Origin of the sequence: Sphaerospermopsis reniformis (assembly GCF_005402885.1) — a bacterium.
Classification (GTDB): Bacteria; Cyanobacteriota; Cyanobacteriia; order Cyanobacteriales; family Nostocaceae; genus Sphaerospermopsis; species Sphaerospermopsis kisseleviana.
The window spans coordinates 1-23,959 of record NZ_BJCE01000004.1; the positions used below are offsets into that span (position 1 = coordinate 1).

25 protein-coding genes are annotated in these 23,959 nt (G+C 37.5%); 10 read left to right on the forward strand and 15 right to left on the reverse strand.

The features are described 5' to 3' along the window. Window positions 1-293: 293 nt before the first annotated feature. From FFR48_RS01135 to FFR48_RS01155, 5 genes are all read right to left on the reverse strand, one after another. Window positions 294-824 (reverse strand): ComEA family DNA-binding protein, encoded by a 531-nt coding sequence (locus tag FFR48_RS01135; protein ID WP_137666073.1) that lies wholly within the window; start codon window positions 822-824, stop codon window positions 294-296. A 45-nt stretch (window positions 825-869) separates the two neighbouring features. Continuing rightward, window positions 870-1,244 (reverse strand): NINE protein, encoded by a 375-nt coding sequence (locus tag FFR48_RS01140; protein ID WP_096572842.1) that lies wholly within the window; start codon window positions 1,242-1,244, stop codon window positions 870-872. Between the two features lie 224 nt (window positions 1,245-1,468). Then, the gene (locus FFR48_RS01145; RefSeq protein WP_137666074.1) at window positions 1,469-3,949 is read right to left on the reverse strand and encodes a vWA domain-containing protein; all 2,481 of its coding nucleotides are present in this window, start codon (window positions 3,947-3,949) and stop codon (window positions 1,469-1,471) included. Between the two features lie 286 nt (window positions 3,950-4,235). After that, window positions 4,236-4,532, reverse strand: a complete 297-nt coding sequence (locus tag FFR48_RS01150; protein WP_137666075.1) for a type II toxin-antitoxin system RelE/ParE family toxin — start codon at window positions 4,530-4,532, stop codon at window positions 4,236-4,238. A gap of 21 nt (window positions 4,533-4,553) precedes the next feature. Continuing rightward, window positions 4,554-4,781: an addiction module protein gene (locus tag FFR48_RS01155; RefSeq protein WP_236103963.1), complete on the reverse strand. Its 228-nt coding sequence runs from the start codon at window positions 4,779-4,781 to the stop codon at window positions 4,554-4,556. A 307-nt stretch (window positions 4,782-5,088) separates the two neighbouring features. Here FFR48_RS01155 and FFR48_RS01160 point away from each other — a divergent pair, with 307 nt between their 5' ends. The 3 genes from FFR48_RS01160 to FFR48_RS01170 all read left to right on the forward strand — a co-directional run bounded on the left by FFR48_RS01160 (window position 5,089) and on the right by FFR48_RS01170 (window position 7,151). Then, window positions 5,089-5,334: a type II toxin-antitoxin system HicB family antitoxin gene (locus FFR48_RS01160; protein ID WP_137666076.1), complete on the forward strand. Its 246-nt coding sequence runs from the start codon at window positions 5,089-5,091 to the stop codon at window positions 5,332-5,334. Window positions 5,335-5,366: 32 nt separating this feature from the next. Further along, window positions 5,367-5,525: a type II toxin-antitoxin system HicA family toxin gene (locus tag FFR48_RS01165; RefSeq protein WP_236103964.1), complete on the forward strand. Its 159-nt coding sequence runs from the start codon at window positions 5,367-5,369 to the stop codon at window positions 5,523-5,525. A 117-nt stretch (window positions 5,526-5,642) separates the two neighbouring features. Beyond that, window positions 5,643-7,151 carry a UbiD family decarboxylase gene (locus tag FFR48_RS01170; protein ID WP_137666077.1) on the forward strand — a complete coding sequence of 503 codons (1,509 nt, stop codon included), beginning with the start codon at window positions 5,643-5,645 and terminating at the stop codon, window positions 7,149-7,151. Window positions 7,152-7,231: 80 nt separating this feature from the next. Here FFR48_RS01170 and FFR48_RS01175 read toward each other — a convergent pair whose 3' ends face one another. The 5 genes from FFR48_RS01175 to FFR48_RS01195 form a co-directional block, all read right to left on the reverse strand. Beyond that, a complete protein-coding gene (locus FFR48_RS01175; protein WP_137666078.1) occupies window positions 7,232-8,224 on the reverse strand; it encodes a hypothetical protein in 993 nt (330 codons plus the stop codon). A gap of 10 nt (window positions 8,225-8,234) precedes the next feature. Beyond that, on the reverse strand, window positions 8,235-8,480 hold the full coding sequence (locus tag FFR48_RS01180) for a hypothetical protein (protein WP_096571856.1): 246 nt from the start codon (window positions 8,478-8,480) through the stop codon (window positions 8,235-8,237). Between the two features lie 629 nt (window positions 8,481-9,109). Further along, entirely contained in the window at window positions 9,110-11,011 is a 1,902-nt protein-coding gene (gene dnaK, locus FFR48_RS01185) for a molecular chaperone DnaK (RefSeq protein ID WP_137666079.1), read from the reverse strand. A 264-nt stretch (window positions 11,012-11,275) separates the two neighbouring features. Beyond that, entirely contained in the window at window positions 11,276-11,770 is a 495-nt protein-coding gene (locus FFR48_RS01190) for an Hsp20/alpha crystallin family protein (protein ID WP_137666080.1), read from the reverse strand. Between the two features lie 522 nt (window positions 11,771-12,292). Continuing rightward, the gene (locus tag FFR48_RS01195; protein ID WP_137666081.1) at window positions 12,293-13,042 is read right to left on the reverse strand and encodes a thioesterase II family protein; all 750 of its coding nucleotides are present in this window, start codon (window positions 13,040-13,042) and stop codon (window positions 12,293-12,295) included. Window positions 13,043-13,442: 400 nt separating this feature from the next. On the opposite strand from FFR48_RS01195, the gene FFR48_RS01200 reads away from it, so the two are divergent. Beyond that, window positions 13,443-14,369, forward strand: coding sequence for an SMP-30/gluconolactonase/LRE family protein (locus tag FFR48_RS01200; protein ID WP_162501824.1), 927 nt, complete (start codon window positions 13,443-13,445; stop codon window positions 14,367-14,369). Between the two features lie 195 nt (window positions 14,370-14,564). Here the strand turns inward: FFR48_RS01200 and FFR48_RS01205 are convergent, their stop codons facing one another. Next, window positions 14,565-15,701, reverse strand: a complete 1,137-nt coding sequence (locus FFR48_RS01205) for a cob(I)yrinic acid a,c-diamide adenosyltransferase (RefSeq protein ID WP_137666083.1) — start codon at window positions 15,699-15,701, stop codon at window positions 14,565-14,567. Between the two features lie 368 nt (window positions 15,702-16,069). On the opposite strand from FFR48_RS01205, the gene fraC reads away from it, so the two are divergent. The 3 genes from fraC to FFR48_RS01220 all read left to right on the forward strand — a co-directional run bounded on the left by fraC (window position 16,070) and on the right by FFR48_RS01220 (window position 18,514). Then, window positions 16,070-16,618: a filament integrity protein FraC gene (gene fraC, locus FFR48_RS01210; protein ID WP_096571851.1), complete on the forward strand. Its 549-nt coding sequence runs from the start codon at window positions 16,070-16,072 to the stop codon at window positions 16,616-16,618. 66 nt (window positions 16,619-16,684) lie between these two features. After that, the gene (gene fraD, locus FFR48_RS01215; RefSeq protein WP_137666084.1) at window positions 16,685-17,695 is read left to right on the forward strand and encodes a septal junction protein FraD; all 1,011 of its coding nucleotides are present in this window, start codon (window positions 16,685-16,687) and stop codon (window positions 17,693-17,695) included. A 39-nt stretch (window positions 17,696-17,734) separates the two neighbouring features. Next, the gene (locus FFR48_RS01220) at window positions 17,735-18,514 is read left to right on the forward strand and encodes an ABC transporter permease (protein WP_137666085.1); all 780 of its coding nucleotides are present in this window, start codon (window positions 17,735-17,737) and stop codon (window positions 18,512-18,514) included. A 146-nt stretch (window positions 18,515-18,660) separates the two neighbouring features. Here the strand turns inward: FFR48_RS01220 and FFR48_RS01225 are convergent, their stop codons facing one another. Then, entirely contained in the window at window positions 18,661-19,548 is an 888-nt protein-coding gene (locus tag FFR48_RS01225) for a carbohydrate ABC transporter permease (RefSeq protein WP_096571848.1), read from the reverse strand. A 46-nt stretch (window positions 19,549-19,594) separates the two neighbouring features. Between FFR48_RS01225 and purN the strand changes: the two genes are divergently transcribed. The 3 genes from purN (at window position 19,595) to rdgB (ending at window position 22,546) form a co-directional block, all read left to right on the forward strand. Continuing rightward, window positions 19,595-20,242 (forward strand): phosphoribosylglycinamide formyltransferase, encoded by a 648-nt coding sequence (gene purN, locus FFR48_RS01230; protein ID WP_137666086.1) that lies wholly within the window; start codon window positions 19,595-19,597, stop codon window positions 20,240-20,242. A 158-nt stretch (window positions 20,243-20,400) separates the two neighbouring features. Next, window positions 20,401-21,852: a phosphoglucomutase/phosphomannomutase family protein gene (locus FFR48_RS01235; protein ID WP_137666087.1), complete on the forward strand. Its 1,452-nt coding sequence runs from the start codon at window positions 20,401-20,403 to the stop codon at window positions 21,850-21,852. A 115-nt stretch (window positions 21,853-21,967) separates the two neighbouring features. Beyond that, entirely contained in the window at window positions 21,968-22,546 is a 579-nt protein-coding gene (gene rdgB, locus FFR48_RS01240; RefSeq protein ID WP_096571845.1) for an RdgB/HAM1 family non-canonical purine NTP pyrophosphatase, read from the forward strand. A gap of 186 nt (window positions 22,547-22,732) precedes the next feature. On the opposite strand, the gene FFR48_RS01245 is transcribed toward rdgB, so the two are convergent. The 3 genes from FFR48_RS01245 to FFR48_RS01255 all read right to left on the reverse strand — a co-directional run bounded on the left by FFR48_RS01245 (window position 22,733) and on the right by FFR48_RS01255 (window position 23,831). Next, window positions 22,733-23,044: a HigA family addiction module antitoxin gene (locus FFR48_RS01245; protein WP_137666088.1), complete on the reverse strand. Its 312-nt coding sequence runs from the start codon at window positions 23,042-23,044 to the stop codon at window positions 22,733-22,735. Between the two features lie 11 nt (window positions 23,045-23,055). After that, window positions 23,056-23,355 (reverse strand): type II toxin-antitoxin system RelE/ParE family toxin, encoded by a 300-nt coding sequence (locus FFR48_RS01250; RefSeq protein ID WP_096571843.1) that lies wholly within the window; start codon window positions 23,353-23,355, stop codon window positions 23,056-23,058. Window positions 23,356-23,492: 137 nt separating this feature from the next. After that, complete coding sequence (locus tag FFR48_RS01255) at window positions 23,493-23,831, reverse strand: P-II family nitrogen regulator (RefSeq protein ID WP_096571842.1); 339 nt, start codon at window positions 23,829-23,831, stop codon at window positions 23,493-23,495. Between the last annotated feature and the right edge of the window lie 128 nt (window positions 23,832-23,959).

Below are 23,959 nucleotides of genomic sequence, written 5' to 3' on the forward strand. Positions count from 1 at the left end.
GGTAGTTGCTGGTTGAACGCTCTATGCGATGTGGGAAGCGTGAATCTGGGTAATGGTTTCATTCACGTGGGCACGAGGACAGGTGCGTTGGGCTCGGCGCCGAGGCCTAGTTCCCTGGTGTCTGGTGATTGGAGACTGGGGACTGGGGACTGGTGACTGGGGAAGAAAATTTTAGATTTTAGATTTTAGATTTTAGATTGGAGATCACAAAAACAATCCAAAATCCAAAATCCAAAATCCAAAATAAAAAACTCCTGCCTTCTGCCTCCTGCCTCCTGCCTCCTACCTCCTACCTAAAACCGCAGATAATACATTAATTGAGCGATCGCCTCACCTGACAGTCCTAACCGTTGCTGAAAATCAACCAAATTACGGTAATAACCAGCAGTGAGGCGATTTTGCACTACCGCTTCAGCTAGAGACAAATCTATCAATGGAATTTTCGCCAGACTCTCTACCGTTGCGGTATTGGGATTTACTTGCGTAGTATTAGCGAGAGATCCATCATCATAGTAGCTAAAATTTAACAGTGGTTTCAGTGGTTCTAGCCTTTGTACAGGAACACTCAAAGCCGCTGCTATATCTTCAATACAATAAAATTTAACACCTGAACGTGATAGTTCTACGAGCGATCGCCCTTGATGAATAGATAACCCTGGCAAACGTAACCAATCATCTACAGTCGCTTGATTAGCATCAATACGCATCCCCAGTTGTACGGCCATCTGAATTTCTGCCCCAGATTGTAGACGATAATAGGGATCATTGAGCAGTTTAGCTCGGAGTTTTTGTAATTTGAGATTTAAAGGTAGCCAGTTTATCATGGTATTGTAAAACTTCGCCGAATTTATAGACAAATATTAATTACATCAAGAAATCTGGTCTAACATCTGACGGCGCTTTTGCTCAAATTCATACTCAGAAATTAAGCCATCTTGGCGCAAAGCATCTAACTCACGTAAGGCATTAGCTACCGATTCTACTTGATTACTGACCTGTGGTGAAACTTTAACTGCCGACTTCCCAAAATTAAAGTTTCGGTCAAAAGCTTCTTCATCTTGCGCTAAATACCAAACCCCTTCTATAGCACTAGCTACTTTGGGAATTGGTGTCCAAGATAACAATACATACAAAATTCCCCATAATGGCTGTCCCAAGTAAAATTTATGTAAACCTGAAATTGTTAGTGTGCCAGAAAAGGCTAAAATAGCAGCAATGCTTCTACTCTTCCGTTTCGTTAATATCATCCTTCTCAAGCTCCAACTACTAAAATTATAAAAATCAGACATCTATAATAGTAAATTACTAAATTCCTGGAATCAATTGATCAAGTTATCTGTGAGGGTCCAGAAGTATGGTTACGCATCCTCAATCCCTTGATTTTTTTCAGATTTATTCAACAACCCCTAATTAGCGATCGCTCTCCCGTTGGAGTCATCCCAGAAAATCGCATTGCTACCGAAATTACCTAACTCACACTCACAGGTTTTTTACTGTAATATTCATTTTCTGCATACACACTAATTACAGTATCACCAACTACGAAAAATGTCCCTTCTTGCTCAGATTTAGAAAACTGCAAATCAGGATATTTACTACTAATTTCATCCGCAGTCATCGCTTGAGTGTTCATGTCATCAGGTAACAAACCCGTCGCACCAATATAAAATACTAAAGGTGAAATTTTCTCTCGATAAACTTTTTCTGTGTAACTCTCTAACTTCTGTTTTGCTGTTGTCATCGCATCGATAATTTCCTGTTTATCCACAGGTGTACCTGCGTGTTTTGCTTGTAGTAATAAAGCCAAAATTCCAGCACCAACCAAGTTTAAAATTTCTGCAAATTTACCCGTTGTTTCTATTCCCAGAAAATCATCAAAAACAGCTTTCATTAAATCATCTGCTTTTGTAAATTTATTCCTAGAAGCAACAGCTTTACTACGAAAAGCAATATTTTCCTGAAAAGCTAATTCAAAAGTTGGTTTCTTGAAAATTTCCCCAGTTTCTGAATCATAAACTTCATATCTTTTATCAAGAAATTGATTAGCAGAAGACAATTTATTAAAATTTACAATTTCTAAACTGCCAATATCAATCTTATAACTCACCCTTGAATCTACAGTACCATCAGATAAAGCTGCTTTCAAATCTGTATATTCGTTAGTGGTGGGAAAATTCAGATACAGACTTTTAGAAAGATAATGTTTTTTCAATTCTTCAATTTGTGCAGGAATAAATACATCTGACTCTTCCCGTAAATGAGCAGATAAAATACTCATTAAAGTTTTAATTTCTGCCAGTTGAGTAAATAAACCTTCCACACTGCTATAATTACCTTCAAAACTGACTAAAGGTAAATCTGCTAATTGCAAAGTATATTCTTTTTGAAAATCAAATTCCTCCCTATCAATAACCCCTACCGCTTGCAATTCATCAAATGCTTTTTTACTGCTAATTTTCACTTTTAAAGTCTTAACATTAATTTCTCCATCACTGACAATGGTATAATTATTAAAAGTCGTTAAATCATTTAATAACACACCCGCAACTTCAGTAATTGGGGTTTTATCTTCCGCTTTTACCAGCTTCACTTTTTGCGTAAGCAGCATATTAATAGTTGCGGTATTGCGGTTAATATCAAAAGTTCCCATCTGCACATAATCACCTGGTTCAATATATTCTATTTCTAACCAAGGTTTGATTAATTCTCCATTTTCTCCCCTTGTACCATTAACCCGCTTAATACCCTTTCTTTGATAAGTTTCTTTCAGATGTTTGAGGTTAATAATGATATGTTGGTGATGTTTTGATAAAATATCAATCAATGCCAAAATTGAGATTTTATCATTAACTTTGACATAATCTAAAATTTCATGTTCAGCTAAAACATGAGGATAAAAAATGGCAATTTCTAAATCTTTGGTAAAATCAGCAATGTCTTCATTAGTTAAAGCTTTTGCGTGTCTTGCGGTTAAGGTTGCATTGAAGGTACTCGCAAGCGCGTATTTCGCAGTATTCAAATTTCCATCAGCTAAATTTGCTTTGGCAAAAATATAAACAGATGGATCATTTTGTGCCACCAGAACATCTGTTAATTGTTCATAAGCTGCTTTGGTAATTTGCTTATATTTATAGATGTAAGCTTCGTCTTCTGGTTTTAAACCAAAAACTTTTAATGTTTGGTTTGTACCATGAATTTTTTCAGCAGTGGGAGAAAAGAAAACTTGATAACTGTAGTCACTAGCTAAGGTTTCTTCTATGACTATTCCCGTCGCTTCTTTTAACACATTTACAGTGTTATAAAGAGCATCATAAACTTCCTTAATATTCCCAGCTTGGATACAAACACCAGAAACAGAATTAGCGATTTTAGCGAGGAATTTAAAATCAGAAGAGCAAGAATAAGCAATGGTGTTAACAAAAACTTCCTTGTTTTTCAAATCATTACAAATTCCCTCTATTGCCTTAGATTCAGAATTAAAACTGCTATCATTAGCATAGCCGTCACTGTGTAAAGTAATTGCAGTTAATTCATCAGGATGAATCAATTCATTAGCTAATTTCAAAGATTGAGAAATACAAGTTAAATAAGTAGCACGAATAGCTTTGATATCAGCAATGTAATCTGAATCTGGCTGCATTACCTCCTGAATCGGTACACGCTGAAAATGACAGGTTAAGTCACCTTTAGAAGAGTAGGAAATTAGCGTTACCACTAATTCTGAGTTGCTGTATTCATCCAGTGTCAAAAGTTTGATTAATGTTTCTTTTAAAGCCTCAATATCATAATACATTGAACCGGAACGATCAACAATCATGATACTATGAGCAATCATTTTTTTAGGAATTGCATCTGGCTTAATTTCCAGTTTTACCTTTTCAGTTAAATAAAAAGCTTTTTCCTTACCCGCGAGATTATAAACAGCAAACTTGGTTTTTTGACTTGTCATAATTTTGCCGATGGTAATTTTACAAGGAATATTGTCCAGGATCAATCAATTTATACCTGATTGGGGTGATGTTATAATATGTTGTAAAGAATCTAATTAGAGATGTTTTGATTGTTTCTATATCATATATAGTACATAAATACTATAAAAATGTCAAGGTCAGGGTAAAAATCTTTATATTTCTTAATTTAAAAACAAGATCCCCGATTTCTTTGATAAATGATGATTATTTACCCAAGATGAAATTAAGAAGTCGGGGATCTGTCACTATGAATAATATAAAATCCTATAAACGTCTTTCCCACTGCTGCGGATCACGCTTCACATGAAAACAACCAATAATCGAAATATTGTCATCTATAATCACATAAAGTAATCCATAAGGAAACTTACGAATTAACTTTCTCCTCACTTCTTGATGAATAATTGGATAAGCAAAAGGATTTCTTTGAATTGCAGAAAAACTAGCATCAACCACACGAATAAATTCAGAACCTAATCCAGATATTTGCTGTTCATACCAATTGAAAGCATCCTCTAAATCAAGTTCTGCTTCTGGTGTAATCAAAATTTTATAAGTCATATTTCAATAAACAATGAATTACTAACGATTAAATCTTTTTTTAACTTCCTCCCATGTTGATACTTGATGAGTATTTTGATAATAGAGTTCTAAACGTCTTTCTAATTCTTGTTTTTGAGTATCACTAATAGTTAGATCATTAGACTCTATGGTGATACTATCCCAAATATCTTGTACTAATTGGATTCTTTCAGCAATACTTAATTGCAAAATGTTTTGAGGAAGTAAATTTTCCATATTTTTCGCCATTTGAAAAAAAATATCTCTTATTTTAGCATACCATGAAATGTACATAAATACTATAAAAATATCAATGTAAGGGTAAAAATCTTTATATTTCTTAATTTTTGCTTATCAGCAAAGTGAGAAATGTTTTACTAAATATCTCAAATGTAATGATGCTAACTAAAACTGCATTTAGATACCCGACTTCTTTGATAAATTAACATTCTTTACCAAATATTCAATTAGGAAGTCGGGTATCTTTCGTTTGTGTTATAATAAAAATCCGACATAATGAACCTGCCAGAAAACTATAGCAGTGACAAACAAAACCATGAAAAATAAAGAATTTTATGTAGTAATTGAAAGAGATGAAGATGGTATGTATATTGGTGAAGTGCCTCAACTGAAAGCCTGTTATAGTCAAGGAGAAACCATTGATGAATTGATCACTAATATTAAAGAAGTAATTAAAATGTGTTTAGAGGAATTAGGAGAAGAGTCAATAACAGAATTTATAGGAGTAAGCAAAGTAGTTTTATCATCACTAAATTACCAGCAATTACAGGAGAAGAATTAATTACCGCATTACAAAAAATAGGTTTTTATATAGTGAGACAAAAAGGTAGTCATGTCAGAATGAAACATCAAGATGATCGAGTTGTTTCTATTCCTTGTCATAGTGGTAAAACCATTGGTAAAGGTCTATTATTAAAAATAATGCGAGATGCAGATTTAACAAAAGATGAACTAATCGAACTTTTAGACTGACACCTAATTAAAGTATCTGCGTTTAATTTTGCCAATCCTAATTTATTCAGTACAAACAAACTACCCAAATATCAAGTTAAGATCAAGGAGACTTTACACTTCTTAACTCTGAGGGATATGGCACGAGATTTACGGGGATTTATTAAAATTCTGGAAGAAAGAGGACAATTAAAGCGAATTTCGGCTTTAGTAGACTCTGAACTAGAAATTGCGGAAATTTCTAACCGAATGCTGCAAAAAGGTGGTCCAGGTTTAATCTTTGAAAATGTCAAAGGTGCATCTTTCCCCGTTGCAGTGAATTTGATGGGGACGGTAGAAAGGATATGCTGGGCTATGAACATGGAAAAACCAGAGGAGTTGGAAACCTTGGGTAAGAAGTTAAGTATGCTTCAGCAACCTAAACCCCCGAAAAAGATTTCCCAAGCGATAGACTTTGGTAAGGTGCTGTTTGATGTTGTCAAAGCGAAACCGGGAAGGGATTTTTTCCCCGCTTGTCAACAGGTGGTTGTGGAAGGTGATGATTTAGATTTAACTAAGTTACCTTTAATACGTCCTTATCCGGGAGATGCCGGAAAGATAATTACACTGGGATTGGTAATTACCAAGGATTGTGAAACAGGTACGCCAAATGTAGGTGTGTATCGTCTGCAACTGCAATCTAGTAATACTATGACCGTACACTGGTTATCGGTGCGGGGGGGGGCGAGACATTTACGCAAAGCGGCGGAACGTGGTAAAAAATTAGAAGTGGCGATCGCCCTTGGAGTCGATCCTTTAATCATTATGGCAGCAGCCACACCCATTCCCGTAGATTTATCAGAATGGTTATTTGCGGGACTTTATGGCGGTTCTGGGGTACAATTAGCCAAGTGTAAAACAGTAGATTTAGAAGTACCCGCAGATTCAGAATTTGTTTTAGAAGGAACTATCACCCCAGGGGAAGTTTTACCCGACGGTCCCTTTGGCGATCACATGGGATATTATGGCGGTGTGGAAGATTCGCCTTTAGTGCGGTTTCAGTGTATGACTCACCGCAAAGACCCGATTTATCTTACCACCTTTAGCGGTCGTCCACCCAAAGAAGAAGCAATGATGGCGATCGCCCTTAACCGCATCTATACCCCAATTTTACGGCAACAAGTATCAGAAATAGTTGACTTCTTCCTGCCAATGGAAGCATTAAGTTACAAAGCAGCAATTATTTCTATTGATAAAGCATACCCTGGACAAGCAAGACGAGCAGCTTTAGCTTTTTGGAGTGCCTTACCCCAATTCACATATACTAAATTTGTGATAGTTGTGGATAAAGATATCAACATTCGTGATCCGCGTCAAGTTGTCTGGGCAATTAGTTCCAAAGTTGACCCAACCAGGGATGTATTTATATTACCAAATACCCCCTTTGACACCTTAGATTTTGCGAGTGAAAAACTTGGTTTAGGGGGGAGAATGGGCATAGATGCAACCACCAAAATTCCCCCAGAAACAGAACATGAATGGGGCGCACCTTTAGAATCTGATCCTGATGTTGCCGCAATGGTAGAAAGACGCTGGGCAGAATACGGATTAGCAGATTTAAAACTAGGAGAAGTTGACCCCAATTTGTTTGGTTATGATATGAGATAGCTGACTGGGGACAGAAGGCAGGAGGCAGGAGGCAGGAGGCAGGGGAAGATGAATAACCCCAATGCCTAATGCCCAATGCCCTACATCCTTTTAGATATCATCCTTGCATCCCAGGTATAGAAACCAATTTGGTTAGGAACTCTAGAAAATCTACCTGTGCGATGACCTCTAGATAATTCATTGAGAACCTTATTTTTTACCTCTCTCATGTCCCGATCATCAAGTTCTCCATAGATACCATTAATGACTTCATTCACACCAAAAACCCGCCCTCTATGTTCACCTAAAAAAGATGTCAAAGCATCAATTAAAAATTGACCCTCATATTTTTTAAGCATGGGAATATCATTGGAGTGTGTTACAGCCACAGGCTTTTTTCTTCTACTTTTACTACGAGTAGATGAGCCATTATGATGATTGGGATCTAACAAACTTAAAGCCAGAGTATAACAACCAGGTTCGTTAGGAATAGCCGACCAATAACCCCTTTCTCTACCTTGAGTCAGAGAAGATTGAACCCTACCTTTGACGATTTTAAAGATAGTAGATTCTAACTCACCATAGAGCGATCGCACAATAAAATCTATATGGCATACAGTACCAGCATATTCATGCAATAAAATTCTCAAAGCTTCCATCCGAGTCAGAGATTGATATTCAGGAAGCATGGGAATTTCCGCCCCCTTCGTAAAATGTTCATAACTATCCAAAGAGGTATTTCTCGCATGAGAAACTGCTGCTTTTGTAGACGCAGCACTTGAACCATTTGTTTTCCATTCTTGAGAGTGAGAAGGTTCTGACTCTACAGACTCCAACAAGTCTAAATCAGACTGATGATCTGATGCCAAAAACAAACGAGAACCTTGTTGATTACCAGTTGCTAATTCTGAAACCTCATGTTCATCAGGACAGGACCAAGGAGACAACAAAGCTTCCACATGATCTAATTGCGATCGCGCTTCAATAAATAGCCGTTGGTACTCTTGTGCCAGACCAGCATAATAGTCTCGTAATTCCAACAATGGTCTAATAAATACCTCTGAAGGAGGTTGTAATTGTTCTTGGGTGTTCATATTACTTCAATTATTCTAATTCAATGTCACTTTTGTAATTCATCGCATGAGGCTTCAGTTTTCTAGGATCATGAGCAGATTTTTTCGGAGGTTGAGGAGGACGGCAACTTTCACAATATAAAGGTCTAGGTCCAAAGGTTTCCCGTTTTGTCGCTTGATTACATTCTTTACAAACAAAATGAAAAACACGAGTGTGAATCTGTCTTTTATGCGCTCTAACAGTATATTCTCTCACATCAATGATCTTGGTAGCCATAATTTAAGAATTGCCCAGTTCTGTACTCTTAATATAGCTATTCAAGCAAACAAAACAATTTCAGTGTGTGTTTTACTGCAAGTTTTATTCAAATCCTTAAAATAAAGTCAAATAGGATAAACATTTGTATAGTTAAGAATAAACAGCAACGCCATCTCAACTTCTGAGATTTTGCCGCTAATCTCCCCTTTCCTGAAGATGACATTTGATATTTAATTTAAATCTTTCTATTTGTTCATCTCTATCTACTGATCATCTGGATAACTTTGCATAAATTTGATAGTCAAACCATCCTCCTCATGGATGAAATCACCTAATGAATTTGTTCATCTGTTGTAATTTATGATTCATTATTTAGGGCTTGCTGAATAAATGTGAAAATATTACAAGTAAAGGGTCTTAGCCTGCTGGAAGTTAAAAAAGTGCAAGACTTTACGAGGTGGGATCTCAAAAACCTTGCATTTAATTTCTACACAAAGGAAAAATCGCTCTCATCGAACTCTTCAAACTGTTCCCTGTCTTCACGACAAGACTTTTTCAGCAAACCCTATTTATTTTGTTTGAGAAATAGATCCCTGACTTGTGGTCGGGGATCTCCTTGATCTTCTGACTCCTGACTCCTTGATATCCTATGATTGGGACTCCACAAAATCAGCATCAATCACATCTTCACCCCGACCACCTTGTGCTTCTCGACTGCTTCCATCAGGACTTACATCTGGTCTTCCCGCTTGGGCATAAACCGCACTACCAATTTGCATCAAAGTTTGCTGTAATTCACTGCTAAGAGACTTGATCCGATCAAAATTATCTTGATTGATAGCTTCCCGCAAATCTTTGACTAACTCATCAACTCGACTTCTATCACCAGCACTGACTTTATCACCCAAGTCTCTGAGTTCTTTTTCAGCTTGATAAACTAAAGAATCAGCTAAATTCTTAGTATCAATTTGTTCACGTCTTTTTCTATCTTCCTGTGCATGAGCTTCCGCATCCCGCACCATTTTTTCTACATCTCGTTTATCAAGAGTAGAAGCACCAGTAATAGAAATTGACTGCTGTTTATTAGTGGCTTTATCCTTAGCAGTCACGGAAAGAATACCATTAGCATCAATATCAAAGGTAACTTCAATTTGTGGTACACCTCTGGGTGCTGGAGGAATACCATCTAAACGGAAAGTACCCAAACTTTTATTATCTTTTGCTAACTCTCTTTCACCTTGTAAAACGTGAATTTCCACATTACTTTGACCATCAGCCGCAGTAGAGAAAATTTCTGATTTCTTCACAGGAATAGTTGTATTACGGCCAATGATTTTAGTCATCACACCGCCCAGAGTTTCCACACCTAAAGATAAAGGAGTGACATCAAGCAGTAAAATATCTTTAACTTCACCTGATAAAACACCCGCTTGAATAGCAGCACCTACCGCTACAACTTCATCAGGATTCACACCTTGACAGGGGTCTTTTCCTGTTATTCTTCTCACTAATTCTTGCACAGCGGGAATACGAGTAGAACCACCAACTAAAACAATTTCATCAAGTTGGGCATTTGTCAGTTTTGCGTCTTGCAATGCTTGTTGTACTGGTTTACGACAACGATCTAAAAGATCCGCCGTCATCTCCTCAAACTTAGCCCTTGTTAATGTCATATCCAAATGTTTAGGACCTGCTTGGGTAGCCGTAATAAAGGGCAAATTGATATTAGTTTGAGTGGCGCTAGAAAGTTCAATTTTTGCCTTTTCTGCTGCTTCCGTTAATCTTTGTAATGCCTGTTTATCTTTCCTTAAATCAATACCTTCATTAGTTTGAAATTCATGTGCTAACCAATCAACAATCTTTTTATCAAAGTCATCACCACCTAAATGAGTATCCCCACTGGTAGATTTAACTTCAAACACACCATCCCCAACTTCCAAAATAGAAACATCAAAAGTACCGCCACCAAGGTCAAATACTAAAATAGTTTCATTTTGTTTTTTATCCAAACCATAAGCCAATGCTGCTGCTGTTGGTTCATTGATAATGCGGAGAACTTCTAAACCAGCAATTTTACCTGCATCTTTAGTAGCTTGGCGTTGGGAATCATTAAAATAAGCAGGAACAGTAATTACTGCTTGAGTAACTTTTTCTCCTAAATATTTACTAGCATCATCAACTAACTTTCTCAGAACTTGGGCAGAAATTTCTTCTGGTGCAAATTGTTTATTAACTGCGGGACAACTGAGTTTTACATTACCATTACTATCACGCAGAGTCCTATAGGAAACTTCCGTTGCTTCATGGGTAATTTCTTCATGTTTGCGACCAATGAACCTTTTCACAGAATAAAAAGTATTTTCTGGGTTCATTACCGCTTGTCGTCTAGCAATTTGACCTACCAAACGTTCACCAGTTTTAGTGTAAGCTACCACAGAAGGAGTGATGCGTTGACCTTCAGAATTAGCTATTACTAAAGGTTGCCCACCTTCCATCACAGCAACACAAGAATTAGTAGTTCCTAAATCAATTCCTACTACCTTTGCCATATCTTCCCCCTGGACTTGAGTAGAAGTTTTGAAGTCAGCAATCAGCTATCAGCAGTCAGCTTTTAATAGAAAGTTTCAACATTTCATTTAGGGACTTCCAAGAAATAAATTATCCAATCTTGTGGGATGGGCTTCTAGCCCGTCCGAGTGTAAGGGCAGGCTGTCCGGCCTATCCCACAAGAATTAATTGAATATTTTTTTATTTGGAAGTCCCTTTCTCAGGCTAGAAATAGTCTGACGGCTGATAGCTAATAGCTTAGAAAATTAACCGAGATTAACTTTGAAAGCTTTTTGTTTTTCTGGTTCTGTTTTCGGCAAGTTCAACCGCAAAATACCATCTTTATATTCAGCCTGAACTTGTTCATGTTGCACAGTAGAAGGCAATGGAATTACTCGTTGGAATTTACCATAACGAAATTCGGAACGAGTGTAACCTTCTCTTTCAGTTGTTGTTTCAGACTTCCTTTCACCAGTAATAGAAACAGCTTCAGGAGTTACTTCAACATTCACATCTTTGGCTTCTAAACCAGGTAGTTCTAATTTCAATTTATAGGCATCATCAGTTTCTTCGAGTTCAGCAGCAGGGATAAAAGTTAACCCTCCCCTTTCACCTCCATCACCTGGTATCATTCTTTCAAACAAACGATTCATCCGCCTTTGTAAAGTATCAATTTCGCGGAAAGGGTCCCAACGTTCAAGTTCGCGGAAAGGTTCTAAGCGTTCAAGATCGCGGATAGGGTCCCAACGAACTAATGCCATAACTATCTCCTATACAATGCTGTATTTGGCTTGCGGAGGCTTAATTTTCAGCTTCACATATGGCAAACAATACTCGTATATTTTTTAAATTTTTTATTGCGTGAAGCTTTATCTTTTGCTTCCTAATTCAACAATAACACCAAGATTTAAATTTAGTAGGTTCGGTTTTATAGCTATAGAAATCGCAATAGCCGTACCTGCTACATTGTTTCACACTTTGTTACAAGTATGGCTATAAAAAATGCACCTTATGTTAGTTGTAAATATCTCAACATTACCCTCAGTTATCAATGGACAATGGACAATTGATAATTGATAATTAATTGTTTAATTCCAGCTTTAAAACCTCTCTTTTCCAGGGAAAAAGCCAAAAATGCCGCTTTTTTAAGCCTCTTCCTTAAAGGAAGAGGTAATTGTCCATTATTGAAGGCTATGCAGCAGTGAAATTTCTATCAAAAAAACAAAAAATAAAAATCCCTCTTAGGTAGAGTTATAAAGTAAAAAAAATATATTCATTCTAACTTATGAGATATATTGAGATATATATTGTAGTAAAACTTTTTCATGTTCACGAATAAAAAAGTGATTACCAGAAAACTTATGTAAAGAAAAAGCTGCTGTCGTCTGTTCTTGCCATGCTTCTAATTCATAATCAGTAAATGCGGGATCTTGCAGTCCACCAAAAACACTAATGGGAAAATCAAAAGGTGGTTGATGGGTGTAAACATAAGTTTCTAAAACTGTAAAATCAGCCCGGAGAATAGGCAGAAAAATTTGGATCAGTTCTTCATTTCCTATGACACCATCAGGAGTACCATTAAAATTGCAAATTGCTTGCCAAAATTCATCATCTGGTAAATTGTAAATTTTTCTTTTTGTGGGTGTAACTTGGGGAGCATTGCGAGCAGAAACAAATAAATGTAATGGTGTTAAATTATAATCTGAGAGCAGTAAACGAGCTAATTCAAAACCAACGAGTCCACCCATACTATGTCCAAAAATAGCAAAGGGTTTATCTAAAAATGGGATGAGATTTTTCGCTATTTCTTCAACTAAAGGCTGCATTTTTGTGTAGGGAGGAAATTTCATTTGTTTTCCCCTACCAGGAATTTCTATAGGACATACTTCGATGGTTGGAAGTAAATGACTAGGCCAGGTACGAAATATCATGGCGCTACCTCCTGCGTAGGGTAAGCAAAATAGGCGCATTTTTGCTTGGGGGTTGGGTTTGGGGCAAGTTACCCAGGAGTTGAAGGTGGTTTTGGTGGTCATAATGGGGTTTAATTTGCAAGATAACGAATTTTGATTTTATTGCGGTTGGGTGCTGCTAGATATCATAAAGTCTCAACGTAGGTTACAACTGAAAGTTTTTGTGATGGAGGTGTGGCTGTGAAAATGATCAAGAGGACAAAATGGGACTATTTCCTGTTGGTAGCAGGAATGTCTTTGTTTGGGGTAACAACCGCTGATGGTTTAACCAGCAAAGGTACTCAAGGCTGGTGCAAAACACGTCTCTATTGTCGCTACCACTGTTGATCCTCAACTCAATGTACTTTATGGAGCAGCAGTTCCTACTGCCGATATCTACAAATACGACATCACCACAGGTCGTACAAAAAACTTGGGACGACCATCAAATTATGACAAAAAGTACCCGTATACAGGTCGGGTGATGTGGGTAGACTCCCGGAGTCGGCTGTATTTCAGCACAGGAAACCAGTCTTGGGGAAATTATGACCCGTCTATCTATGGTCATATTTACTATTACGATCCTCTTAGTGGTTTTGGAGAATTAAAAAACTGGAAATTGCAGGAGCCACGAGCTATTGAATTAGGACAATGTTTACCGCATCAGCAGCAATGTTTTTTCTCTGATGATCGGGGTAACATTTACCGATTTGATGACTCTAAACCATCTTGGTCTTATCTTGGTCAAGTAAAAACTGTTCCTGCTGAAATTTTTTCTTTTAATGTAAGTGCTGATGGTAAAAATGCATATCTTGTTACCAGTAGCTTGGGACCCATACCCCCTGACTCAAAAAAGCCTAATTTGCTGTATGAATTTGACCTTACTACCAAAACTACCCGGAAATTAGCCAGTTTGTCAGACTTAGACCCCAAACTTGCTCTGAGTAACCGCCATACAGGATACAATGCTTGGGACAGTGACGGCAGGTTTTATTTCACCAGTTTTGCCAGTTATCACGGTATTGATAAGATATCTATTGCCAACAGACAAAACGCTATAGTAACTCGCATCGATCCCGTTCGTCTCAAAGTCGCACTGGGACTATTACCATCTTTGACAGAAGTAACAGTAGAGAAATCACCACAAACTGACAAACCAGGTTTTATCTTTACTCGTAAAGGTAACACAAAGACAGCACAAGAAATTATCTACAAATTATTCATTGTTGAGACAAACGAAAGCACTCAAGAGCGTTATGGAAAAATTACAATTCCCGCTGGTGTTTCATCTGCAACTGTGCTTAAACAGCAACTACAAAAAGGAAATACTTTGAAAAGTGGTATGTTGACTATCATACCTAATGGCAATAATTATGTTGTGGGAACAAAGCGCAGTCTCAACTTCTATTGACACTCTCCGGGCTGAAGTAACTCCTAGAAATTTTCCATTTTCCTGTATTTTTATTTTTCTCGGTTTTAGGATATCAGGAAAGGGATGTTTTTTCTCACGCAGAGGCGCAGAGGCGCTAAGGAGGAGGAAAAATACACAAAAATATAATTTTATGTAGGGGTAATTCATGAATTATCCCTACATGAATAAAACTTCTTAAAAATCAACCCCCCGCTTCAATTCCACACCTTGATTAGCGTAATGTTTATGACAATAAACCTCAGAATGAATACTTGCTAAATCAAAGTATGCAGGTTGATTTTGACAACGCCCAGTAATAATTACCTCTGTGTCTTTTGGTTTACGCAGCAAAGCCTGTACAATTGGTTCAACAGGGAGTAATTCTAAATCAACGGTGGGATTAAGTTCATCGAGGATGATAGTTTTATACACACCAGAAGCGATCGCTGTTTTGGCAATTTCCCAACCTCTTTCCGCTTCTACATAATCTAATTCTTGCCGAGAATTACGCCACACGATCGCATCCCTTCCACAGCGTAAATGATCCACTACTTCAGGATAAGACTGCTGCAAAGCGGCGATCGCTGCATCTTCAGTATATCCACTACCACCCTTCAACCACTGCATAATTAATACACGGGTAGAACCAGGATGATTAATCCCCCTACCTATTGCCTGTAAAGCCTTGCCTAAAGCACTAGTAGATTTACCTTTGCCAGCGCCAGTATAAATTTCTATACCTTCAATCAATAATTCTTTGGCTGTGGGGTGGTGTTGGGGTTTCATTTCCGAGTGCAGATCGGCAATATCCAGTAATTGTTGCGGTGCTGCCCGACCTGTGGTAATAATTTCTAATTCCTGGGGTTTAGATTTTAAAGTGTTTACCACCTCATCCACAGGAAGCAAACCCAAATCTAAAACAGGGTTAATTTCATCTAAAACCACAACAGAATATAAACCAGAGGCGATCGCACCTTTAGCTACATCCCAACCCCGTGCTGCTTCTGCGCGATCAAAAGGGGTAATTTCATCATGGCCGAAATATTCCGCTCTACCAGTGCGAACCTGATCAATTAAATGGGGAAAACCACGCTGCAAAGCGGCGATCGCTCCATCCTCATCATAATCACGTTCTGGACCCTTTAAAAACCGCAACAGTAACACACGATCAAAATTACTCTCAGCATTGATACCTAGCCCAATAGAGCGCAGAACCACCCCTAAAGCTGCTTGGGACTTACCTTTACCCGCACCATCATAAACATGAATTTGACCCGTGAGGCGTTCAGAACGCGCTTGTGCTGTGCGAATACCGATGCCATTTCTTGTCATTTTTGGAAAACTTTAGAAAAGCTGTAACGTGGCTGTTTCTGATCTTACCGAACCTCAGGACGTATTACCAACTAATTCACCAACAGTCAGCAGTCAGTAGTCAAAACCTAAAACCCACGTAGATAAATTTTGTCTGTGTAGCCACGACTTCCACTCCCTGGCACAATTAGAGAAAAAATGCTCAGAAAAATGAGATAATTTCCCCCATCATCCGTATAATCTCAGTTATACTTTCATGGTATATCAAGAAATTGATTCATTCAATGTTATACTCAATCCTACGTTTTTAAACGTGGTTTCCTCCTGCCTTCTGCCTCCTATCTCCTGCGTCCTGAAAAATCTCAAACTTTATCATTTATAGAAGCTTTATGTCAGACGAATTAACATTACCGAGAATTTTACCCCTTGGGGCAATTTTGTTTGAAACTTTATTTTTACTAATTGCCATTCCCCTAGAAGGGTACGTTCTCAATAGATCACTCAAATTTGACAAAAAAACCAGCATTTTTTACGCCATAGCTATGAACGTTTTTTCCAGTGTCATTGGCTGGAATGTATTTTTTATGGTCGAACCAATATTAGCTGTAGGTATCAAGTCAGAATTGATTAGTTATATATTTTTTAATACCTTTAAAAGCGCCAGCATACAGAATTCTCTAATTCTCATTGGCTTTCTGGTTTTCTTTGGTACATTTTTAGTCAAGTTTGCATTGTTAAAACTGTTGATTATTACCTTAGATGAAGGGGGTAAAAAACAAGAAAGCACAGACACCACTCAGCGCCAAAAAATCCTTATTAGCGAAAGAATTAAATTACAAAATACCAGCTTAATTACTACTACTTTAATCGCCAATTCCTTGAGTTATACCGCTATTTCATTAATTTTAGTCATTCGTGGTTTTGTGATTAGGAATTAAATTGAGAAATTGAGAAACTAAGTGAAAACATCAGCCAGGTAAAAATAGCTAAAAATAGGTGCAAATATGAATTCATCATTGTTTAAAGAAGTAATACAGCTATTTAAATTTGTTCAAGATTTATTTTTGGGCATTCAAAAACTTGTCATGCCTCCCAAAGCTTTTTCTTGGCAGACATTTATCTATTTAAGCCTTTTCGCGTGGGTAAATTCATATTTTGCCACAGGACTAATCAAAGATATAATTGCCTTAACAGGTTGGGGATTTTTAATTGCAGGTACAGCTTGGTATACCACCGATGGTCCTGCAAGAGTTCCAGGAACTTTTATGCCAGTAGGTGCATTAATCACTGGGTTTTTAGTCAGTATATTTGCTTTTGGACATCAGGAAAATGTAGTTACACCTAGAACTATAGTTCTTTGGCCGACAATTGCAGCTATAATTACCGCCATCCCAGAATTTTTCTCAGGAACAGGTACATCAACAAAAGCTACCCTTCCCAAGTTAGAAGCACGCCAAAAAATCATTATTTTACTTGCTTGGTCGATGTTGATAAGTTGCTGGATTCAGTTTTACTTTGTTATAGATAAATGGTTAAAAGAATATCCCAGTTTATCCGCAGATAATTTTCAACGCAGCGCCTTTGTAATTAAACTAGAACCAAAATCAAAAAGACCAGAAAACGGTAATATGATTTTAAATAAAATTCAACCGCTAATAGAAGAACAAATATCCAGAAGAACTTGGTCAGAAGTAGAAAGATGGTTACTAGAAGCTAACCAACAAGTAGGCAATTTGGGTAAAAGAATGATTAACCAAAACCTCGGCGAATACGAAGAAAAAGGACTATGGAAAATAGAACCGCGTGTAGTCAATATCAAATCTGGTTATAGATTAGATATTCTGAGTATTTGGCAAGGACCAACTGCTAATGGTAGGGGATTTTATCTGCAAAAATCTTGTCAAATTCAGCCAGTATCAACTGTTAAAAGTCTAGAAAATAAAAATGCGGTAGCAGCAATTAAATGCGAACGCAACAGCAGATTTTTCCTTGGTTCACCACCACCACAACAGTAGATTTAGTTATCACTTACCAATTACCAATTACCAAAAAATATGAACGCAGTCAGAACATTTGTAATGGCAAAAAACGTATTTCAAGAAGTGATACGCGATCGCATCCTCTACATTATCGGTTTTTATGCAATTATCCTTGCTGTTGCTAACCGGGCAATTTTTGAATTTGCAGCTACAACCCAAGACAAAATCTTTTTAGATGTGGGTTTAGCAGTAATGAATATCATTGGTTTAATTGTTGCAGTCTTTATTGGCACAGGACTTGTCAACAAAGAAATTGAAAAACGGACTATTTTCATGTTAATTGCTAAACCTATCAGCCGCAGTGAATTTATCACCAGTAAATACTTAGGTTTATCAGGTGTGTTGGGTGTACTTCTAGCATCTATGACATTTATTTATTTGGTATTTTTGCAACTTGGTAAAATGTCCTATCCCCTACCCAGCATTCTTTTAGCCATACTTTTCTTATTTTTACAATTAAGTTTAATTACGGCTGTAGCTGTCACATTAGGAGTTTTTACCAGTTCCTTAATAGCCACAGCTTTAACATTTGCCGTCTATTTAATGGGCAATATTACCAAAGATTTAGTCGCATTAGGTCGCCTCAGTGAAAACCCTGCGGTAGAAAGAATTACCCAAGGTTTATATCTCATACTCCCAGATTTATCTCGCTTAGATTTAAAAAATGATGCCGTTTATGGACTGCAAGCAATACCGGATACTATGACACTATTAAGTAATGCTGGTTATGGCTTACTTTACAGTTTCATGTTGTTGGCGATCGCCATTTTGATCTTCTTGAAAAAAGAGTTTTAAAGGTGATTGGTGATTGGTGACTGGTGATTGGTGATTGGTGACTGGTGATTGGTGATTGGTGATTGGTGATTGGTGATTGGGTAGTAATTGATAATCATGAATTATGAATCATCAATTATCAATTGTCAATTGTCAATTGTCAATTATCAATTATCTCCCCAGGTTTGTAACTGCAAATAAACTAACACCAAAGTCACCACTAATAACACAGTAGCAACTGCGGCGGCGTAACCAAAATCAAATTGACCAAAAGCTTCTTGATAAGTGTAATAAACTAACAAATTAGTAGAATTTAAAGGACCGCCTCCTGTAATCACATAAACAGGTTCAAAACTTCGTAATGTAAAAATTCCCGTGGTGACAGTCGCAAAGATTAAAGTAGGTCTTAATCCTGGTAAAGTAATATGCCAAAATTTCTGCCAACCATTTGCACCATCTAATTCTGCTGCTTCATAAAGACTGGGAGGAATAGCTTGCAACCCAGCCAAAAAAACCACCATATTAAACCCGATTTGTTTCCAAATACTAAATAAAATTATCACAGGCATTGCCCAAAAAGTATCACCTAACCAAGATATGGGTGCAACACCAAAAAAATCTAAAAATCCATTTACAGGACCAGTATTTTGAAACAACCAACGAAAACCTAAACCAGCCGCAACCAGTGAGATAATAGAAGGGAGAAAATAGGCACTTCGCAAAAGTCCCCGCAAAGCTAAAGAACGATCTAATAATACCGCTAATCCCAAAGGAATCACCAAACTGGGAATAAGACTACCAAAAGTAAAATAAACGGTATTAAACAGAACTTGCCAAAAATCAGAGTTTAGCAACAACCGCCAATAATTTTTAAAACCTACCCAATAAATACCAGATGAAGTAAAACTACCAGCAGTAAAACTGAGATAAAACAAATAGGCAATAGGCCAAATTATAAATAAACCTAATAAAATCAGTGCTGGAGTGAGAAAAACCCAAGCCGCAGCAGTATCATTATCTAGTAGTTCCGAAGGAGAAAAACGGGATGGTTTCATGATAATCTTAGACATTCACAGTATATTCATAATTTTATGAGAGTTTATGAGTCAATATTACCCCATTGATGGCACACCTAGTCTAGTTTCTCCTGATATTTCTCTGGAAAATTCACAACCTAGCAACGTTTTGAAACTGGGAGTAATGGCTTCAGGAAATGGTAGCAATTTTGAAGTAGTTGCCCAAGCTATCCAAGCAGGGAAACTCAACGCCCAAATTCAAGTTTTAATTTACAATAATCCCACAGCAAAAGCCGCAGAAAGGGCAGCAAATCACGGAGTAAAGGCTGTATTATTAAATCATCGTGACTATAAAAAGCGCGAAGATTTAGACAGAGAAATTGTCAAAACTTTTAATCAACATGATGTAGAATTAGTGATTATGGCTGGCTGGATGCGTTTGGTAACACAGGAATTAATTGACGCTTTTCCTGATAAAATTATTAATATTCATCCCAGCTTGTTACCGAGTTTCAAAGGTGTGCGGGCTGTAGAACAAGCATTAGAAACCGGAGTGAAAATAACTGGTTGTACTGTACATTTACTGCGTTTAGAAATGGATAGCGGACCAATTATCATGCAGGCCGCAGTCCCAGTATTACCAGATGATACAGCAGAAACCCTACACGCCAGAATCCAAATTCAGGAACACCGTATTTTACCATTAGCTATAGCTTCCCTCGCTGACAGGTGACAGGTGACAGTTGACAGTTGACAGTTGACAGGTGACAGGTGACAGGGGGAATTATATTTTACCAATTACCAATTACCAATTACCAATCACCAATCACCAATCACCAATCACCGCTATAAATGCTACAATCCTCTGTTAGAAATTTTTAGGATATCTCCATGCCCATTTTAACTAACCCCATAAAGTTTGGTACTGATGGCTGGCGGGGTGTTATCGGTGATGAATTTACCTTTGAACGCCTAGCTATAGTTGCCCCAGTCGCCGCTAAAGTATTATATAATACCTACTATTCCACAGTCAGTAGCCGTACCATCATTGTCGGTTACGATCGCCGTTTTATGGCAGAAAATTTTGCCCGTGTTGTCGCTGATGCTGTCAAAGCCGTTGGTTTTGATGTCCTGTTTAGCGAAACCTACGCACCCACTCCCGCTTTTAGTTGGGCTGCAAAAGACCTCAATGCTTTAGGCGCTTTAGTCATCACCGCTAGTCATAATCCTGGCGCATATTTAGGTTTAAAAGTCAAGAGTGCTTTTGGTGGTTCTGTGCCTCCAGAAGTTACCAAAGAAATAGAAGCACTATTAACAGAAGCAGTACCAACCGCAACAACTCCGGGCAAAGAAGAGACATTTGATCCCTGGCCTAGTTATTGTCAAGCATTAGAAAAAAAAGTAAATATTGACAAAATTCGTCAAGCAATATCATCAGGTAAATTAACATTATTTGCCGATGTCATGCACGGTGCGGCTGCTAGTGGTTTGGGTAGATTATTAGGTGAAAAAGTTAAAGAAATTAACAGCAACCGAGATCCTTTATTTGCAGGAGGTGCGCCCGAACCTTTACCAAAATATCTTTCCCTTTTATTTACAGAAATCAAAAATCATGGGGAAGAAAATAACAATAATAACTCAGGTTTAACAGTAGGTTTAGTATTTGATGGAGATTGCGATCGCATTGCCGCAGTAGATAAAAATGCTAATTTCCTCAGTTCGCAAATCTTAATTCCCATCTTAATAGATCACCTCAAAACCAGACGCAATTTTACAGGGGAAATCGTTAAAACCGTTAGCGGTTCTGATTTAATTCCCCGTGTTGCGAACTTATTGAATTTACCTGTATTTGAAACCGCCGTTGGTTATAAATACATTGCCGATAGAATGTTAGCCACAGAAGTATTATTAGGTGGTGAAGAATCAGGTGGTATTGGTTATGGTAGCCATATTCCTGAAAGAGATGCTTTACTATCAGCATTGTATGTATTAGAAGCAGTAGTAGAATCGGGTTTAGATTTAGGTGATTATTATCAACAATTGCAGAAAAGAACTAATTTTTCCTCAGCTTATGATCGGATAGATTTACCCTTAGCGAGTATGGAAGTAAGAGGAAAATTATTACAACAATTACAAACCCAACCTTTAACAGAAATAGCAGGTAAAAAAGTCATTGATTGTAATACAATAGATGGTTATAAATTCCGTCTTGCTGATCAAAGTTGGTTAATGATTAGGTTTAGTGGCACTGAACCAGTATTACGCCTTTATTGCGAAGCACCAACTTTAGAACAAGTCCATCAAACCCTAAATTGGGCTAAAACTTGGGCAGAATCAAATTAGGGGACTGGGGACTGGTGACTGGGAAGAATCAAGTCAAAAGTCAAAAGTCAAAAACTCTGTTCCCTATTCCCTATTCCCCATTCCCTATTCCCCATTCCCTATTCCCTAATAACCAATGACTAAAACACTCGTAGTAGCTACAGGAAACCCCGGTAAATTGCGGGAAATGCAAGCTTATTTAGCTGATTCTGGTTGGGAATTAACCTTAAAACCAGCAGATTTAGATGTTGATGAAACTGGAGAAACTTTTGCAGAAAATGCTTGTTTAAAAGCTTCAGAAATTGCCAAAGCTACAGGAAAATGGGCGATCGCTGATGATTCTGGTTTAGCTGTAGATACACTCAATGGCGCACCCGGTGTATATTCTGCCCGTTATGGTAATAGTGACGCAGAAAGAATTGGGCGATTATTACGGGAATTAGGAGATACCAAAAATCGTCAAGCTCAGTTTATCTGTGCAATAGCAGTTGCGAATCCTCAAGGAGAAATAGTTTTACAATCTGAGGGTATTTGTAAAGGTGAAATTCTCTATGAAATTCGTGGAGAAGGTGGTTTTGGTTATGATCCGATTTTTTATGTCCCAGAAAAACAGTTGACTTTTGCCGAAATGTCACCAGAATTAAAAAAGTCAATTAGTCATCGGGGTAATGCTTTGAAAAATTTAGTTCCTCAGTTGATGAAGTTGGTCGAGTAAGGATTTTTTTGGGTTATTCGTTTTCTATTGAGGACAATTTTAACGAACCACGTTCACTAAAGGTGTTCCCGTTCGCGTAACTTGCCGAAGGCATAGGGTAGAAACGAAGGAAGCGAAGACAAGAGATTTTCAGAGAGTTTTTGGTGTTGCTGCGGTTATTGTTTCAAAATTGGAATGTTCCAAGTTTTACGCTATAACTTGCATATTCCCAGTGGATATCCAAGGAGAAATAGTTGCTTTAATTTCTTGACCAATTTTTTGTTCAGCTAGTCTGAGTTCATAATTTTTCTGCAAATTCATCCAAAATTCAGCACTTGTCCCAAAAAATTGACCTAAGCGTAAAGCGGTATCAGCAGTAATTGATCTTTTACCATTAATTATTTCGGTAATTCTATTTTTTGGGACATGAAGCAAACGAGCTAATTCACTTGCACTTATTCCTAATTCATGCAGTTCGTCAGCTAAAATTTCTCCAGGATGAATGGGTGGACGTGCCATATAATTCTCCTTCAGTGATAATCTGTAATTTCTATATTGAAAGGTTTTGGTTCATCGTCTGGCCAGTTAAAACAAATTCGCCATTGGTTATTAATGCGAATACTGTATTGACCTTTTCTATCACCTTCTAAGGACTCAAAATGATTACTGGTTAGTAACATTAGATCCTTTTTGCTAGTTGCTGCCTCTAAAATATCAAGCCGTTTATATGCTTGTTTAGCAAAAGCTTGAAACTCTTTTACTCTCTCACCCAAAACAAATTGTTCCGTCTTTTTATCTCGATATTTAGGATAATTTTCTGACGGAGACATATTGTAAATAAAGGTAGATGTTATGCGTTACGTAATCTATAACTTTCTCAGTATAGCACAACCAAACAATAAAAGGCAATAAAAGGCGCTGTTGAACAAGAAAATTCAACAACGCCCAATTTATACACCTTCAAAACTTACACAGCTTCGGTGTTCTTTTCCCCAGTCCGAATCCGTACAACCTGCTCAACAGGGGAAATGAAAATTTTACCATCACCGATTTCACCAGTACGGGCGGCGGAGATAATTTTATCAACCACCATATCGACTTGGTTATCTTCTACAACAATTTCCAACTTCAGTTTTTGTAAGAACTCAACGGTATATTCTGAACCCCGATAGCGTTCAGTTTGACCTTTTTGCCGTCCAAAACCACGGACTTCCGAAATTGTCATTCCCACAATTCCCGCATTAACCAAGGCAATTTTGACCTCATCCAGCTTAAATGGACGAATAATGGCTTCTACTTTTTTCATTTTTTTCAATTCCTAACTTCTCAGAGCGTTGTTTATATATCTAACCAGATTCGTTGTCTAAAGCTGTAAATCAAGCTCTACTTGTTTCCAATGAGTTATGTCACCAATCACCAGTCACCAATCACCAA